13 protein-coding genes are annotated in these 15,834 nt (G+C 66.9%); 8 read left to right on the forward strand and 5 right to left on the reverse strand.

All coding sequences use genetic code 11. The annotated features are described in order from the left end of the window. Positions 1-147 precede the first annotated feature (147 nt). The gene (locus JD292_RS11085; protein ID WP_200132814.1) at positions 148-354 is read left to right on the forward strand and encodes a helix-turn-helix domain-containing protein; all 207 of its coding nucleotides are present in this window, start codon (positions 148-150) and stop codon (positions 352-354) included. Positions 355-398: 44 nt separating this feature from the next. Here the strand turns inward: JD292_RS11085 and JD292_RS11090 are convergent, their stop codons facing one another. Further along, on the reverse strand, positions 399-962 hold the full coding sequence (locus tag JD292_RS11090) for a TetR/AcrR family transcriptional regulator (protein WP_200132815.1): 564 nt from the start codon (positions 960-962) through the stop codon (positions 399-401). Between the two features lie 81 nt (positions 963-1,043). Here JD292_RS11090 and JD292_RS11095 point away from each other — a divergent pair, with 81 nt between their 5' ends. The 5 genes from JD292_RS11095 to JD292_RS11115 are packed head-to-tail and all read left to right on the forward strand — an operon-like array spanning position 1,044 to position 6,714. Continuing rightward, a complete protein-coding gene (locus JD292_RS11095; protein ID WP_200132816.1) occupies positions 1,044-2,690 on the forward strand; it encodes an ABC transporter substrate-binding protein in 1,647 nt (548 codons plus the stop codon). Further along, entirely contained in the window at positions 2,687-3,661 is a 975-nt protein-coding gene (locus JD292_RS11100; RefSeq protein WP_200132817.1) for an ABC transporter permease, read from the forward strand. The genes JD292_RS11095 and JD292_RS11100 overlap by 4 nt, the downstream gene beginning before the upstream one ends. Then, positions 3,658-4,557 carry an ABC transporter permease gene (locus JD292_RS11105; protein ID WP_200132818.1) on the forward strand — a complete coding sequence of 300 codons (900 nt, stop codon included), beginning with the start codon at positions 3,658-3,660 and terminating at the stop codon, positions 4,555-4,557. Before JD292_RS11100 ends, JD292_RS11105 begins: the two co-directional genes overlap by 4 nt. Beyond that, the gene (locus tag JD292_RS11110; RefSeq protein WP_200132819.1) at positions 4,554-6,209 is read left to right on the forward strand and encodes an ABC transporter ATP-binding protein; all 1,656 of its coding nucleotides are present in this window, start codon (positions 4,554-4,556) and stop codon (positions 6,207-6,209) included. The genes JD292_RS11105 and JD292_RS11110 overlap by 4 nt, the downstream gene beginning before the upstream one ends. Positions 6,210-6,213: 4 nt before the next feature. Then, positions 6,214-6,714: a hypothetical protein gene (locus tag JD292_RS11115; protein WP_200132820.1), complete on the forward strand. Its 501-nt coding sequence runs from the start codon at positions 6,214-6,216 to the stop codon at positions 6,712-6,714. A gap of 9 nt (positions 6,715-6,723) precedes the next feature. Here the strand turns inward: JD292_RS11115 and JD292_RS11120 are convergent, their stop codons facing one another. Then, positions 6,724-9,468: a DUF6357 family protein gene (locus tag JD292_RS11120; RefSeq protein ID WP_200132821.1), complete on the reverse strand. Its 2,745-nt coding sequence runs from the start codon at positions 9,466-9,468 to the stop codon at positions 6,724-6,726. 65 nt (positions 9,469-9,533) lie between these two features. Beyond that, positions 9,534-9,770: a hypothetical protein gene (locus JD292_RS11125; RefSeq protein WP_200132822.1), complete on the reverse strand. Its 237-nt coding sequence runs from the start codon at positions 9,768-9,770 to the stop codon at positions 9,534-9,536. A 159-nt stretch (positions 9,771-9,929) separates the two neighbouring features. On the opposite strand from JD292_RS11125, the gene JD292_RS11130 reads away from it, so the two are divergent. Beyond that, positions 9,930-10,826, forward strand: coding sequence for a TIGR01777 family oxidoreductase (locus JD292_RS11130; RefSeq protein WP_200132823.1), 897 nt, complete (start codon positions 9,930-9,932; stop codon positions 10,824-10,826). Positions 10,827-10,848: 22 nt separating this feature from the next. On the opposite strand, the gene JD292_RS11135 is transcribed toward JD292_RS11130, so the two are convergent. Beyond that, on the reverse strand, positions 10,849-12,174 hold the full coding sequence (locus JD292_RS11135) for a cryptochrome/photolyase family protein (protein WP_200132824.1): 1,326 nt from the start codon (positions 12,172-12,174) through the stop codon (positions 10,849-10,851). Positions 12,175-12,247: 73 nt separating this feature from the next. Between JD292_RS11135 and JD292_RS11140 the strand changes: the two genes are divergently transcribed. Then, entirely contained in the window at positions 12,248-12,745 is a 498-nt protein-coding gene (locus tag JD292_RS11140; protein ID WP_200132825.1) for a hypothetical protein, read from the forward strand. A gap of 182 nt (positions 12,746-12,927) precedes the next feature. Here the strand turns inward: JD292_RS11140 and JD292_RS11145 are convergent, their stop codons facing one another. After that, positions 12,928-15,684: an AAA family ATPase gene (locus tag JD292_RS11145; RefSeq protein WP_200132826.1), complete on the reverse strand. Its 2,757-nt coding sequence runs from the start codon at positions 15,682-15,684 to the stop codon at positions 12,928-12,930. Positions 15,685-15,834: the final 150 nt, after the last annotated feature.

Raw genomic sequence — 15,834 nt, forward strand, 5'->3', positions numbered from 1 at the left:
CCGCGATCGGGTCGCTCACCCCACCCGCCCCACCTCACCCGCCTCACCCTCACGCTGCTTCACCCGCGCGTTCCCCTGTTTGAGCACGTATGCTCGGAAGCGCACCCCATCGAGCCGACCGCATCACCCCTTCCCGATTGGAATGAGATGAGCATCGACCACGAACAGGAACTCACGCGCGCGGCGATCCGTCTTGAAACCGCACGCGCAAAGCGCGATCAGGCGATTCTTGACGCACACGCCGCGGGCACCAAGGTCACCGCGATCGCCGCGGCCGTGCATCTGTCACGGATGCACGTGCATCGCATCCTGAATGCGGCGAGCGCCGAGAAGTCCGCGGCGAAGACCGGCTAGGGCGCAGGGACCGTCGCTCAAGGCCGACGCTGGCCCGAATCGGGCTACCCGAGCAGTTCGCGCGCCTCGCCGATCGCGTCGCGGATCGCCGCTGCCAGATCGTGCCGCCCCGCACCGCGATCGGCCCATCCCCAGACGGCTGCGAGGAGCGCCGCGGCGTACCCGCCCCCGCGAGCTGCGGCACGAACGGGAGTTTCTCCGTCGCGCCGCAGTTGCGCCTCGAGCGCGGCCGCGATTCGGAGCTGTCGCTCCGCGCGCGACTGCGAGAGCTCTTCCTCGAGTCCCATGGTGCGCGCGTCGACGATCGCGAGGGCGAGCACCGCGGGCGACTCGCCGTTGGCGAACGCATCGAGTCCGCGTTCGAGCGAGCCGTCGGGGCCGGCCAGTCCGGCCTCGAGCGCCTCCACCCTGCAGTCGAAGACGTCCCACAGCAGGGCCGACTTCGATGCGAAGTAATTGAAGAAACTTGCCCTGCTCACACCGGCGCGTCGCGTGATATCGGCGATCGCCGTCGCGGCGTAGCCACGCTCGAGAAAGAGCTCGGTTGCGGCGTCCGCGAGCTCCTCACGAGACGATGCGCGCGGTCTGCCGCGCCCTGGAGATGACATGCGTCAACCCTACTGGGCATGCAAAATGAGCTATTGTTCATTTGTTGTTCTCGATCTAACAAATCAACGGAGACCATACTGATGCGCTGTTCCCCCCATTTCACGAAACTGCCCGTTCGCCTGGGAGCCGCGCTCGCGGCTCTCGGCGTGCTCTCGCTCGCCGCGTGCGCCCCCGCCGCGCCGAGCGCCCCGGAGACCCGGGATGGCGGCGTCCTCGTGTATGCCACCGGCGACGCCGAGCCCGCGTGCCTGGACCCCCACGTCGGCGGCAACTACCCGCAGGCCCTCGTGGCGACGCAGTTCCTCGAGCCCCTCTTCGGCCGCGACGACAAGGGCCAGATCGTCCCCTGGCTCGCCACCGAGTGGAAGGCCGCCGCTGACGGCCTGAGCTGGGACATCACCCTGCGCGATGACGTGAAGTTCACCGACGGAACCCCCTTCGACGCCGAGGCCGTCGCCGCGAATATCGCCCACATCCAGGATCCGAAGACCCAGTCGTCCACGGGCTTCGTCGCGCTCAAGAAGGTGACGAAGGTCACCGCCATCGATCCGACGCACGTGCGCTTCACCCTCTCCGCACCCGACTCCGCGCTGCCCGAGTCGCTGAGCCAGCACTGGATCGCCATGGAGTCTCCCGCTGGGCTCAAGCGGGGCATGGAGGAGAACTGCAAGGCCCCGATCGGCACGGGCCCCTTCAAGGTCGAATCGCGAGTTCAGCAGGAGAAGATCACGCTCGTCCGCAACGATGACTACGTGTCGACCTCCCCCGAGGCCGATCACTCCGGCCCCGCGCACCTCGACGGCATCGAGTGGCGATACATCCCCGACGCCGCCACCCGCCAGGCCGCGCTCGCCTCGGGCGAGGTGAACGTGATCGATAACCCGCTGCCCGCGGATATCGCCGCCGCCAAGGGCGCCGGATTCACCCACATCGACGCCCCCCGTCCCGGATCGGTGAACCGGATCGAGCTGAACTCCGGCCAGACGCCGTTCGACGACATCCGCGTGCGCGAGGCCTTCGTCCGCGCCGCCGATCCTGGCCCCGGAATCGAGACCCTGTTCCACGGCACCGCGAAGCGCAGCTTCTCGCCCCTCGCGAGCACGGAACCGTTCGGTATCTCTGACGAATCCCTGTTCAAGACCGATCCGAAGGCTGCCGAGCGGCTGCTCGACGAGGCGGGGTGGAAGACGAAGGGTGCGGACGGAGTACGCACCAAGGACGGCAAGCGCCTCACCGTGCGCATCCCGGTCAGCACGAACCAGTCGAACGCGGCGGAGCAGTCGCTGTTCGAGCAGATCCAGGCGAACACCGGCAAGGTGGGCTTCGAGTTGAAGCTGAACCCGGTCGACCTGCCGTCCTGGCACAAGGCCCTGAGCGCCAAGGAGTACGAGGCCGTCAGCGCGCCCTACACGAAGGTCGGGCCCGACGTGCTGCGCACCCTCTACCACTCCGCGAACATCACGCCGGCCCCGTCCGGCTACTTCGCAAACCACGCGCAGATCTCCGACCCCAAGATCGACGCCCTGCTCGTGGACGCAGCGACGAACGCTGACCCCGCGAAGCGGAAGGCGGCCGCCGCGAACGCGCAGAAGCTGGTGATGGAGAGCTTCGTGATCCTGCCGCTCTATGATCAGCAGAATCACTTCCTGGTGAACGGCGCGACGGGCGTCACCTCGCTCGGCACCATCGCGACGCCGACGATGATCAACGCCAAGCTCACGAAGTGACTCAGCGCACCACCACACCGCGTCGGCTCGGGCGAGCGATTCTCGCCCGGGTCGGCGCGGCCGCGCTCGTCGTGTGGGCGACGGCGACGATCGTGTTCTTCGCACTGCGCGCGTCGGGCGACCCGCTCGAGGCGGTCCTCGGCGGGCCCGGCTCCGAGGCCGGCCCCGAGACCGTGGCCCGCGCTCGCGCCGAATACGGGCTCGACCTGCCCGTTTTCGTGCAATACCTGATGATGCTGTGGCGCACCGCGACGCTGCAGTTCGGGGACTCCTACTCGCGCAAGCTCCCCGTCTCGGAGCTGCTCCTTGCGCAAATTCCCTCCACCTTCCTCATCGCCACGCTCGCGCTGCTGCTCGCGTGGGCATTCGTGGTCGCTGGAGCGCTGATCGGCGTCGCGAACCGCGGGCGGATCGGGCGCGCCGCCCGCGGCATTCTCGCGGGGATCGAGACCGTCGCCTCGGTGATCCCGCCGTTCTTCCTCGGCGCGCTCCTGATCCTGATCTTCGCGGCCGGACTCGGCTGGTTTCCCGCGACGAGCAGCGGTTTCGCCCCGAGCGCCCTGCTTCTCCCGATCGTGACGCTCGCCGTCCCCGTCGCGGGCTACCTGGCCCACGTGGTGCGCGGCTCGCTCGATACGCTCGACGACGCGCCCTTCGCGACGACGGCTCGCAGCCGCGGGGCATCGGAGCCGCGCGTGCTGCTCGTGCACACGCTCCGGCACGCTGCGCTTCCGGCCCTCGCGCTCTCGGGCTGGGCGTATGGCTCGCTCCTGAGCGGCGCGGTCGTGGTGGAGGCCCTGTTCGCGCGTCCGGGTCTCGGGCGCTTGCTGCTCGACGCGGCGACGGTGCGCGACATGCCCGTGGTCACCGGTGTGGTCGTGGTCGTCGCGCTCGCCTACGTTGTCGTGATGTTCGCCTCGGACGCGCTCGAGCGCGTGGTCGATCCGCGAGCCAGGCGGGTGACCCCGTGAGCGGGCAGCGCACGGCCGGCGCGAGCGCCGACGCCCGGCTCGCACCTTCCGGCGGCGGACCGGCGCGGCGCACGTCCGCGTGGGCGGCGCTCGGCCGCACCCTCGGGTGGCAGGGCTTCCTGTCGCTCGGATTCCTCGTGCTCGCGGCGGTCGCCATCGCGGCACCCCGGATCCTCGCCCCTGGCGATCCGCTCGGGATCAGTCCCGTCGACGCGTTCACCCCGCCGACGCTCTCCCACCCCTTCGGCACGGACGAGTCGGGCAGGGACGTGCTCACCCGCGTCATCCACGGGGCGAGCGCCTCGATCGGGATCGGGGCCGCCGCCACGGCGATCGGGATCGGGATCGGGGCCGTCCTGGGCGCCGCCGCCGCGCTCGGGCCGCGCGTGCTCGATGCCGCGCTCGGCCGGCTCTTCGAGGTGCTGTTCGCGCTGCCGACGCTCGTCGTCGCACTGCTCCTCATCGCCGTGATCGGCGGGGGAACGACCGCGGCGGTCATCGCGATCGGGCTCTCGACGATCCCGGGCTACGCCCGCATGCTGCGCGCCAGCATTCGCGGCGTCGCCTCGAGTGGATACGTCGAATACGCCCGCCTCGACGGCGTCGGGCGGGCCGCGATCCTCGTGCGGCACATTGCGCCGAACGCGCTGTGGCCGCTCGTGTCAGCGGCGACGCTCGGGATTGCACAGGCCGTCGTGTGGGTTTCCGCGCTCGGATTCCTCGGATTGGGAACCGCGCCGCCGTCACCCGAGTGGGGCGCCATGCTCAACTCCGGGCGCGTGTACCTCGCGTCCGCGTGGTGGATGACGCTCGGCCCCGGCCTCGCGCTCGTGGCCACCGCCGCCGCTCTGACGGTGCTCGGCCGTCGATTCGCGAACAGGAGGCAGGACCAATGAACACGACGCAGCAGCGGCTGAGTCCGGCCGGGCCCGTCGGAGGCACGACCGGATCACCGGCGGCCGGTGAGCGGCCCCAGCTCGTGGCCTACGGAGTGTCCGTCGAGGGGCGCCGGGGCGAACGGATCGTGAGCGACGTCGACGTGAGCGTCCGCGCGGGCGAGTGCCTCGCGATCGTCGGCCCCTCCGGCGCCGGAAAGTCCGTCCTCGCGCGCACGCTCCTCGGCCTCACACAGGCCGATCCCGCGTGGCGGGTCACCGGCGAGCGATTCGAAATCGCGGGCCAGGATCTCCGGCGGGCCCGCCAGTCCACGTGGCGTCGCCTGCGCGGCCGCACCGTGGCGCTCGTCCTCCAGGACGCGCTGCAGTCCCTCGACGGGCTCCGGACGATCGGCGCCGAGGTCGGCGAGGCACTCGCCGTTCGCGGAGTGAGACGAAAGGGACGGGACGCGGAGTCGATCCGCGCGCTGACCGCCGCGGGACTCGCCGGCGCTGCCGAACGCCTCGCCCAGCGGCCGGGCCAGCTCTCGGGGGGCATGCGCCAGCGAGCGCTCATCGCGTCCGCGATCGTCGGGGAACCGGCGGTGCTCATCGCGGACGAGCCGACAACCGCGCTCGACCCGGTGACCGCCGGCCGCGTGCTCGACCTGCTCGGCTCGCTACGGGATGCCGGCACCGGGATCGTGCTCGTCAGCCACGACCTCGCGGCCGTCTCCCGCATCGCGGATCGCGTCGCCGTGCTCGACGGCGGCCGCATCGTGGAGATCGGCAGCACCCGCCAGGTGCTCACCGCCCCGCGGAGCCGCACCGCCAGGGAGCTCGTCGCCGCGATCCCGGACGGTCACCCGGCCCCCGCGCCGCGACTCGGTCCCGAGCTCCTCGCGCTGCGCGAGGTGTCTCGAATTTTCGCCGCTCCGGACGGCGGCGAGACCGGCGTGCGCGGGATCTCGCTCGCGCTGCGCGCCGGGGAGTCACTCGGGATCGTCGGTTCCTCCGGTGCAGGCAAAACGACGCTCGCGCGGCTGCTCGTGGGCGCGGAACGACCGGACAGCGGCGAGATCGATCGATGCCCTGGCCCCGCGGGCCCGCCCACGATCAGGCTTATTCCGCAGGACCCGCTGTCGACCTTCGATCCGCGCTGGCGGGTCGAGCGCATCATCGGGGCCTCGCGCCGGTCCCCTGCTGCACCGTCACCCGCCGAGCTGCTCCGATCGGTCGGCCTGGACCCGTCGCTGCTCGGGCGGGCGCCGGCTTCGCTGTCGGGGGGTCAGCGTCAGCGGGTGGCGATTGCGCGCGCGCTCGCGGCCGAGCCGGACATTCTGGTGTGCGACGAGCCGGTCTCCGCGCTCGACGCGGCAACGCAGTCCGAGGTGATCGGCCTGCTCGGGCGACTGCGCGAGGAACGCGGGGTGGCCCTCGTGTTCGTCTCGCACGATCTCGCTGCCGTGCGCGCGCTGTGCTCGCGCACCGTGGTGCTCAGCGATGGCCGGATCGTCGAGGACGGCGCCACTGAGGAGCTCTTCTCCGCGCCCGTCCACGAGGTGACCGCAGCACTCGTCTCGGCTGCGACGGCGGGACCGCATGCAACGGCGCGTCGTGTTCCGGTTTCCGATCCTGATCGGACCCCCGAGGGTGTCGCCGTGAGAGACTGACGGCATGAGCGAGGAAACGATTCCGACGCACGTGAAGACAGTGGTCGGCGCGCGGGGAACCCACTCGCGCGCCGTCCCGAATCCGGACAATCCCGGCAATCCGTTCGCGGCCGGCACCGCGTTCAAGCACCTCGATGGCGATCGGGTGTTCGCGGAGTGGTGGTCTCGCCTTCCTGCTCCGTTCGACGGCGATTACCGGCTGACCGAGGTGATGCGGGACGGCGGTCCCGGTGAGTACCTCCAGGTCGGGGGCCGGCGCGGCCGGATGACGTTCGAGATGCGGCGGCTCGTGGACGGCCGGTTCCGGCAATACGTGATCGGGCGGAAGGCGGACTTCGACCGCGCCGTGTTCGAGTACGCGCCCGAGGAGGAAGTCCCGATCCAATCGAACGTTCAGGAGGTGTATCCGCACGAGGTGTGGACCTCGGCATCGGTGACGCCGGTGTTCCGCCTCTGGTTCGAGGAGGGCGAGATCCCCGGCGGGCTCACGATCCGGGAGCTGTAGTCTGCCGCTTCACGTGCGGGTCGGTGAGTCGCGCTCCGGCACGATGTAGGACATGGTCACGGTCGCGACGCTGCCGCCCGCGTAGTCGAAGCGGAGATAGCGGTCGTCTCCGATGCGATAGAGATCGAAGCCCCACGGCGCTTCGGGTTCGACGGCCTCACGGGGCGGGCCGAAGCGGTCGAGCACCTGCGCGCGGGTCGCGGGGAGCGGGAGTCCGTCGATGAGCTTGTCGGCGTCCTGGTAGACGCTCCGCTCCGGATCACGGATCCTGATCAAGGCCCCGATCAGGATCTCCTGCGCGAAATGCAGGAGCACGCCCGTGCGCTCGTAGTGCTCGTTTCGTCCGGGCTCTTCGCCCTCGAGCCCGGCTTCCGTGACCTCGAGCGCGGGGCCGGAGAGCACGATGAGGTGCTGGTGCTCCGGCGAGTGGAGTGGCGTGCCGAGCGCCTCGAGGAATTTCGCCAGTTGGCCCGTGATCGCATCGGCGGGCAGGAGACCGCGACTCGATACTGCTTCTCGGGGCGAAGTTTCGCGGGCGCCAGCATGCCCCGCGCTCTGCTCGCCATCCGCGCCCTGCTCGCCATCCGCGCCCTGCGCGGCCCGCGTCGGTCCGTCTTCGAGCCGTCGCATGACGACGATGAGTTCGAGCTGCCCGGACGGGAAGTCGAACTGCACGTAGCCATCCCCCGCGGCGTAGCTGAGAAAGTGGGCGGACTCCCGGACCGGCTCGCCGAGGGTGCGCCTAATGTCGTCCATCGTCGGCCACGGGCCGATCCCCCGCACGAGATCGGGGGTGCGCCGGTATTCGCGGTGCGCGCCCCGGGTGTCGGTGTGGAGGAACACCGTGTCGACCTCCTCGCCAATCAGCAGGAATTCGACGCCGCGATCGGACATGAGCAGGTATTTCTCTGCGGGCTGGACGTCGTTGAACTTCTCGACGCCGTGTTCGCCGCCCAGGAACGCGAGCGCCCGGTCGAGCGCTGGCTCGCCCTCCCGCGCCCCGAGGGCGTCGAGGAACACGCGCACGTCGCCACGGATTTCGCCGGCGCGGGAGGCCTGCGCGTCCCAGCGCCTCGCGACGGCGCCCAGCATCTCTACGATCTCCCTGGCCGAAACCTCGAGGTGACTGCGGCTCGAGATGATGGGGCGCGGGTAGGGGGCATCGCGGTGGGTGATGGCCTCCTTGCGGATTCCTATGAGCTCGGCGGCGAGCGCCGGCAGCGATTCCGGTGGCCGGTACTCGACCCCGTCGGTGAGGACGGAAAAGGCCATGTTCTCGGAGTTCATTCCGCGGCCGAGTTCAACCTCGAGCCTGGCGGTCACTCTGCCGAAGGCGACCTCGACGGTGAACGAGCGCTTGCGCGGGTCAGCGAAGTGCGTCGAGCCGCGTTGCACCGCCGCGCCAGCCCGCGCGTACGCTCCCATGAACTCTTCGACCGGGAGTGCCGCGAAGCCGCTCAGCGCGCTTCCGAGGGAGTCCTCTGCGATGTCGGTGCCGGTGCCGGTGTCGAGGGCCCAGTCGCGGTCCCGGTCGCACCAGCGATACCACCCCTCCGCGAGGCCCGCGCGAGAGAGCTCTTTGAGCAGGGCGCTCGCCCAGCTCAATTCGACGCGGAGGCGCGGTTCGATGGGGATCCAAACCTCCTGCGGCCCCGAGTGCGCGGGCGCGGCGATCGCGGGGAACCCGAGGTCGGCGCTGATGGCGAGGAGCTGATCCCGCACGGGGTTTTCGGTTCCACCGCCGCCTCCGAAGACGACATAATTCGTTTCCTGCGGATCGTAGTCGCCGAAGGCGCGCGCGATGCGTCCGAACTGCTCGAACTCTGCCGCATCGCGACGCACCACTCCTGCCGACCAGGCCGAACGCTGCCCGGCCTCGAGGAATCCGGCCGCCACCTGCTCCGGACTCCACCAGTCGGCGATCGCGGCGACGTTCTCAACCGAGAACTCGTCGAGCCGAAGTAAGGGTCCGAGGAGCCGATCGATGCCGAGCTCTTCGACCGGGGTCCGTTCCTCGCGAAGCCGGGCGAAGGTCCCGCTCGTGAGCGCTGGTGGCGCCGAGAACAGGACGACCCCCGTGACCGGCTCTGCGGCGACCTCCGCGGAGAGCGCGAGGAGGTCCGGCGGGACGCCGTCGAACATTTCGTGGCAGCGCGCGAGGGCCTCGGGTGCGGCGTAAGGGCTGGTGCGGTCGAAGATCGCGAGAAGCCCCCGACCGTCGGGCGCGAACACGGCGCGGACCCGATCGCCTGCCGGGGTGTCGAACCCCGTGCGCTCGGCCTCGCCGGAGTTCTCTTCCGCGCCGCCGGGGGTGAATCCGCTGATGAGCGACAGTATCCGCAGGCGGCGTCTGAGTTCGAACACCGTGGTAACGCGCAGCGTCGACTCGTCGAACTCGGAGCGGTGGAGTTCGGTGAGGAGTTCGTCTGGGTCGGAGAACCAGTAGCCGAGCGGGGTCAGCGCGTCGAAGCCGTTGATGATGAACTCGGAGGCCACGTCGAGTACGTCGCCGGCGTACGGGGCATGGAACTCCTGTACCTCATCGCCCTCGGTGCGCGCTCGTAGGACGAAGCCGCGATCGAAGAACAGCGCGAGAAGTTCCGAGGCCTCCTCGTCCTCAATGTAGAAGACCGAATTCTCCGCACTGATGTGGGCTTCCACGAAGCCGATCAGTTTCTCGAAGGCGACCTCGTCCGTCTCGTCGCAAACCGCGATCTCGTTTTCAGCCTCATCGCTGAATTTCAGGGCTCGCATTCGCTCTCCTCGATTGCTCCGGAACGTTTCTACCCTAACCATGGCGTGCACACAGCGCCTGCCTATTACCCCTGGTCTGCAGCCTCCTCCGGTTCCTCATCCTCGTATCGCCGTCGCCGGCGCGGGCTCGTGGTCTGACGCAGATACAGGCGAACCAGGCTCTGCTTGCGCTCGAAGTACGCCGGCGCTGCGATGCGTCCCGCCGCGTACTCGGCCTCGAGCTCCGAGATCGATTGCGCCGCGGATTCCGCCTCGAACCGGGAGTGCGAGGTGTCGAATGCGGCGGTCGCTCGAATCTTCATGGATCGAGTATGGATGGCACCACTGACACGGACGGCGCTCACCGAACACACGCGAGAGAGAAAATTGGAAACTGGCCCGTCGCCGGGCGAGAATGGCACCCACACGCGCTGCTGGACCGAACTACGGCAACGGGAAGCGCTGACCAGGGAGTAGCACTCATGAGCGTCATCATTTCGGGGGCCTCCGGCCTCATCGGCACCGCGCTCGCGAGTGCACTGCGGGATCGGGGAACGCGGGTGACGCGTCTCGTGCGGCGCGAGGCGCGATCCGCCGATGAGATCAGCTGGGATCCGGCCGCGGGTCGGCTGGACGCGGACGCGATTCGCGGCGCCGCGGCGATCGTCTCACTTGGCGGGGCGAGCGTGGGGCGGCTGCCCTGGACCAGGACGTACCGCGAGACCCTCGTCCGCTCGAGGGTCGAGGGAACGCGGACGATCGTCAACGCGCTGCACGCTCTGGCGAAGAACGGCGAGCCCGTCCCTGCACTGCTCTCGGCGTCCGCGTCCGGGTTCTACGGTTCCGCGCCGGGCGTGGAACTCACGGAGAAGTCGCCGGTGGGCGACACCTTTCTCGCGCGGCTGTGCGAAACGTGGGAGGCCGAGGCGCTCCGGGCGGAAGACGTGGCGAGCGTCGCGCTCCTGCGCACCTCCCCGATCTTGCACCCGCGTGGCGTGCTGCGGCCGATGATCCAGCTCACCCGCTTCGGGCTCGGCGGCCCGCTCGGCAGCGGACGCCAGGTCTGGCCGTGGATCTCCCTCGAGGACGAGGTACGGGCCATTCTGCACGTGATCGACAGCCGGATCGCGGGTCCCGTGAACCTCGCTGGCCCCGTCGCCGCGACCAACGCCGAGATCGGGCGGGCACTCGCCCGGAAGATGCGGCGCCCATTCTTCCTTCCGGCCCCGACCCCGGTCCTGAAGCTCGCGCTCGGAACCGATGCGACGGAGTCACTGCTCACCGCGGACGCGCGCGTCACACCGAGCGTTCTCGCGCAGACCGGATTCGCCTTCACACACGACACCGCCGAAGCGGCGATCCGGGACCTGGATCTCTAGCGCCCCAGCGGAAGCACCGGCCTCAGCTGGGCAGGGCGCGGTAGGCCTGGAGCGCGTCGCCGCGCGTGGATTTCAGGTCGATGATCTGGGGCAGGGCCACGCTGTACGGCGCCCAGCGCTCCACATAGGCGCCCTCGGGATCGAACTTCTTCTGCTGCAGTTCGGGGTTGAAGATCCGGAAGTAGGGGGCAGCGTCGACGCCCGATCCGGCCACCCACTGCCAGTTGAACGGGTTGCTGGCCTCGTCCGCGTCGACGAGGGTGTCCCAGAACCAGGACTCGCCGATCCGCCAGTGGAGGCCCAGATTCTTCGTGAGGAGCGACGCCGCGATCATGCGCACGCGATTGTGCATGAAGCCCGTCCGCCAGAGCTCCTGCATTCCGGCGTCGACGATCCCGAAGCCTGTCTTCCCGGCCTTCCAGGCGTCGAACCCCTCGTCGGCCTCGGTGAGCCACGGGAAGGCATCGAAGCGCGGGTTGAGATTGCTCGATTCAAGCGGGCCGAAGTGAAAGGCGGTGTGCTTGGCGAATTCTCGCCAGCCGAGTTCGGAGAGGAACATTCCGGTGTCCCCGCCCGCGCGGAGCGTGCGATGCCACACCTGGCGGGGGCTGATTTCGCCCCACCGCAGGTGCGGGGACAGCTCGGATCCTGTCTCCTCCGCAGGGAAATCCCTGCGGGCGTAGCGCTGCACCCTCGTTTCGAGGAACGCCTCGAGCGCGCGCACGGCCGAGGCCTCCCCCGGCTCCCACCGCGCCGCGATCCCGCCGGCCCAATCGGGATCCGTTGGGAGGAGACCCCAGGAGGACAGCTCCTCGCTCTCGACGGTTCGTTTCGAGGGAAGAAGCCCCTCGGGGATCGGCAGCGGCTCAGCCGGCGGCGGGCCTGCCGTGCACGCCCGCCAGAAGGCCGAGTACACCCGGTAGGGCCCGCCCGACTGGGTGGCGACGGTCCAGGGCTCGAACAGCAGGTCGCCCGGGGAGGACCGCACCGTGATCCCCGACTCGCGGAGCGCCGCCTTGAGCGCGGCATCGTGGGAGCGCGCCTGGCCGTAGCGACGATTCCACAGCACCCGATCGGCGCCGCTTTCCCTGACAACTCGCGGCACCTGTTCTTCCGCCGCACCCCGCCGGAGCACGAGCGGGATCCCGCGCCGACCGAGCGCCTCCCGCAGCGAGAGCAGCGAATGATGCAGCCACCACTTCGCGGCACCCCCGAGCGGGCGCACGTACTCCGACTCCTCGTCGAGCACGTAGAGCACGATCACGCCGTCAGCATCGTCGGCAGCCGCGGTGAGCGCCGGGTTGTCTCCCAGCCGCAGATCGTCGCGAAGCCACACGAGAGTCGTCATTTCAATATCGTAATGGTGGGAACGTATTCGGGCTCGACGCCCGCCCGCCGACCGGACGCGGAGGTCAGAAACGATGCTTGAACTGCGGATTCGCTCCGTCATCACGATCGATTGCGAGCCGGATCTTGCCTGGCGTTCGCTCCACGATCCCGCCGTGGCCGCGCGGCTGTACGCCCCCGCCCTGCAGATGCGGCCGGCGGCCGGAACCCGGCTCCCCGAGCGGTTCGAATCCGGTTCGCGCACCGATGTTGCGCTGCTCGCGTTCGGGATCCTGCCGCTCGGGACCCAGCGCATCGCGATCGAGGACCTCTCCCCCGCCGAGGCCGCGCCAGGAGCCCGGACAATGCGCGACGCCGGGAGGCCGCTCACCGGGCCGCTCGCCCTGCTGCGATCCTGGAACCACGAGATCTCGGTCTACGCGACGAGAACCGGAACCGCGATCTGGCACGAGGAACTCACGATCGGCGGCCTCTTCGCGCCGATCGGCTACCTCGTCCTCGCCCCGATGTGGCGCGTCCGCGCGATGAAACTTCGGGGGCTAGCCAAGGGGTGGCGGGGAACTCCAAGGTGATCGGGGCGCTCGATTTCTGAGGGAAGCTCCGCCGCCTACTCATTTCCCGTTCCGGAGTGACTATGTTGATCGCAATATGCGTGTCACACAATCGCTCAGAAGACGTCTCACCCAAATCGTTTTGGAAGAGCCTCCCCTCATCTTGGGAATAGCCGCCCGCGCCTTGCTCGTGAGTCAACTAGTCAACGGGTGAGTACCCCATCCGCACCGTCATTCTTCAATGCCCAGTCAAGGAACTCCTCCGCGGCGAGCACGGGTTTGCCCCACTCCGCTGCCTTCTTCGCTTTTCCTGACTGGCTTCCGCGCGCGGCAACGACCAACACGTCCGTCTTCGTTTTGGTCATATTTGCTGAGATCACGAGGCCTCGATTCTCTGCGAGGCGATTCATCTCATCGCGACTGAATACACCGTGTATTTCAGATACCACTTCTCCGGTAAAGCAAACCCGCGCGCCGGCTACGAGCACCGTCTCCGCCGTAGCGTCGGCAGCCAGTTCGAACCCCTCAGGCAAGATCTGCACGCCGAAGTGTCCCTCGACGCTACGTATTTGGCTGAGGGATTGGGTATTGGGATCGACAACACGATCCCACGCGTTTCTCAGGAGTTGGGCAAGTACCAGCGCAGCATCATCTTCCATAGTGAGGTAGCCGCCGACCGTGAAAAGCTCTGGGCTATTGTGGTCGGAAGATGAGGAAGCGCGTTGAAGCAAATAGCCGTGATGAGAAGCGTTCATAGCGAACGGAAATCCGTGCATTTGTTTCAGCGCCCGTGATCGCTTCTTTTCGAGCCTGGCTGCGATATCACGCAAGGCGCGTGCCCGTGCAATTGCTTGCGGAGCCTGTAGTGCTTGTCGCTCAGACACGGTAAACAGCTCTTGAGGCAGTTCGGCTCCCAGTGGCATTTCGGTCACTACTCCGTTGCGCTTCAGCTCATAATCAATGATTCCGAGGTCGTGATCAACGTTGACCCCCGTAGGCACTCTGCCGGTGAGAACCGGGGCCAGTGCTGCCCAAGCCTCCGTGAGAACTGGCGCAAGCGCGACATCTTGAGTGGTGATTCCAAAGTCTTTTTGCGCCGAGAATAGATCACTCGTCGGGTTCACGATTGTGTGCGCTTCATCACCGTCGTCAGTAACGACCGCGATCTCAACCGGACGCGGGCGATAGCGATCCCCCTCATTCCCGACGCTGAGGACTGAGATAAACGCTCTACCCCGTGTGCTTGGTGTCGTTGTACCATCCTCAAGAAAGCGTCGTACAAGGATGTCGGTCTTGAGGTCGCGAGGCAGCACGTCACGTTTAAGAACCAACCCATCCAAGCTGGTACAACGACTCAATGCAACATAGAGTTGCCCATTCGCAAAGGTCCCTCCCGTGAGGTCAACCACAACGCGGTCGAGTGTTTGCCCTTGGCTCTTGTGGATTGTAATTGCCCATGCGAGCTTCATTGGGAACTGTCTAAACGAGCCAATTACTTCATGGCGCAGAGACCCACCATCGACATAGGGGCGTGTGATTTCCCACTGATGCCGACTGACATCGACCTTTTGCCCATTCCGGAGCAGCACCGAAACAACGGTCTCGCTCCCGTTCTCACTGATGTCCTCGATCTTGCCGATCGTACCGTTTACCCAACGCCCGGCCTCATCGTTATTGAGAAGCATCACTTGCGCACCAACTGCGAGTTGTAGTTTCTCGTCAGCGGGGTATTCAAATCCATCGGTCTCACCAGACACACTGGCCGTAAACACACTCGGACGGTCAGTAAGCCGTTCAAGCATCTGCTTATTCCTGGCGCCCACGATTCGGTTCGTGGTAGCGAGAGTGAGCCAGAATTCATCAAGCGCAGGGTCAAAGTCAGGCTGAGTTTGCCGATTGAGTTCTGCTCTGGCCGCTTCAAGCAGCGCACCAGAGCGCACGGCATTCAGCAAATCCACCATTCGGCGATCGTTGATCTGGCGGAAGACCGTCGTGAGTTCAACGGTCGGGAACTGCTCACGACTAAATGACTTCGCAGAGAAGAAGTATGGTGTGCCGAATTTCTCCGCGATGTACTTTGACTCACGTTCAGTAACTACAGGCGGCAACTGATAGAGATCACCGACGAGTACCAGTTGCACACCACCGAAAGGGGCCCCAGGTTTAGGCCCGAATCGCTCAAGAGCTGCCGCGAGAGTGTCAAAGAGGTCAGCCCGCACCATCGAAACCTCATCAATGATGAGAGTGTCCAGCCTGCTCAGCGCATCTGCGAAGCGACCTGGATAGTAATTTCCGCTTCGAACGTCCTCTTCGTTTATTCCCGCGTGGAATGAAAATAGCCGATGGATCGTGTATCCATCGACATTCAGCGCAGCAATACCGGTCGGTGCAACCGTGACGGCGTTACGTGTCGTTTGAGAAAGGAAGCGGCGAATCAATGTGGACTTGCCAGTGCCAGCCTTTCCGGTGAGGAAGATACTGCTCCCGCGATTCAACAACTCCAAAGCGCGTGCAAACTCGGGAGTAATCTCGATGCCTGGGGCGGCTTCTAACGGACTGGATTGTTGCTCCAATCTGCTGCGTTTCAGGTCCCCTTGATCCGCGCCAGAGTTGCCTTCCTCCAAAAACTGCGGCGACAACTGGGTCTGATTTGAGCCACCTTGAGCTGCTGAATTCGGAGAAACCTGCGAGCGAAGGCTCTCATGCAGCTGTTGAAAGTGGTAACGATACGACTTCTCGAAGTACTCCCGCGAAGAGCTGAGAGCATCGTTCAACGTTCTCGAGTCAACGACGACCCCGTGCAACGGCAACTGCGAAAGGAACAAGTGGACGATCTGTTCACTTCGGCTCACCGTGTGGTCCAGACTTGGTGGGTCGTACTTCAGTGCTTCCTCTGCCAGCCGAAAGGCCTCGGCATTGAGCTGACCGTTCAGCACTTCATACAGTTCCTGGAAATTCATAAGCGATTAGTCCTCTTGGGATGAAGCACTCGAGTTACATGATGTTGAATCGCCGAGCCGCACTGAAACGAGTTGGTGGCCGTTCGCCGAACTCAAACACGGCTAGTCGTGACCTCAGTGCGGGTGCGAACGCAATCAGGTCGAGCTTGA

The sequence above is a fragment of the Leucobacter edaphi genome (genome assembly GCF_016522535.1).
In the GTDB taxonomy this organism is placed as follows: Bacteria; Actinomycetota; Actinomycetes; order Actinomycetales; family Microbacteriaceae; genus Leucobacter; species Leucobacter edaphi.

What these genes read in the sequence shown, in the direction of transcription:
- JD292_RS11085 (WP_200132814.1), top strand. Translation starts at nt 148, where the DNA reads ATGAGCATCGACCACGAACAGGAACTCACGCGCGCGGCGATCCGTCTT.
- JD292_RS11115 (WP_200132820.1), top strand. Translation starts at nt 6,214, where the DNA reads ATGAGCGAGGAAACGATTCCGACGCACGTGAAGACAGTGGTCGGCGCG.
- JD292_RS11130 (WP_200132823.1), top strand. Translation starts at nt 9,930, where the DNA reads ATGAGCGTCATCATTTCGGGGGCCTCCGGCCTCATCGGCACCGCGCTC.
- JD292_RS11090 (WP_200132815.1), bottom strand. Translation starts at nt 962, where the DNA reads ATGTCATCTCCAGGGCGCGGCAGACCGCGCGCATCGTCTCGTGAGGAG.
- JD292_RS11095 (WP_200132816.1), top strand. Translation starts at nt 1,044, where the DNA reads ATGCGCTGTTCCCCCCATTTCACGAAACTGCCCGTTCGCCTGGGAGCC.
- JD292_RS11135 (WP_200132824.1), bottom strand. Translation starts at nt 12,174, where the DNA reads ATGACGACTCTCGTGTGGCTTCGCGACGATCTGCGGCTGGGAGACAAC.
- JD292_RS11145 (WP_200132826.1), bottom strand. Translation starts at nt 15,684, where the DNA reads ATGAATTTCCAGGAACTGTATGAAGTGCTGAACGGTCAGCTCAATGCC.
- JD292_RS11125 (WP_200132822.1), bottom strand. Translation starts at nt 9,770, where the DNA reads ATGAAGATTCGAGCGACCGCCGCATTCGACACCTCGCACTCCCGGTTC.
- JD292_RS11140 (WP_200132825.1), top strand. Translation starts at nt 12,248, where the DNA reads ATGCTTGAACTGCGGATTCGCTCCGTCATCACGATCGATTGCGAGCCG.
- JD292_RS11110 (WP_200132819.1), top strand. Translation starts at nt 4,554, where the DNA reads ATGAACACGACGCAGCAGCGGCTGAGTCCGGCCGGGCCCGTCGGAGGC.
- JD292_RS11120 (WP_200132821.1), bottom strand. Translation starts at nt 9,468, where the DNA reads ATGCGAGCCCTGAAATTCAGCGATGAGGCTGAAAACGAGATCGCGGTT.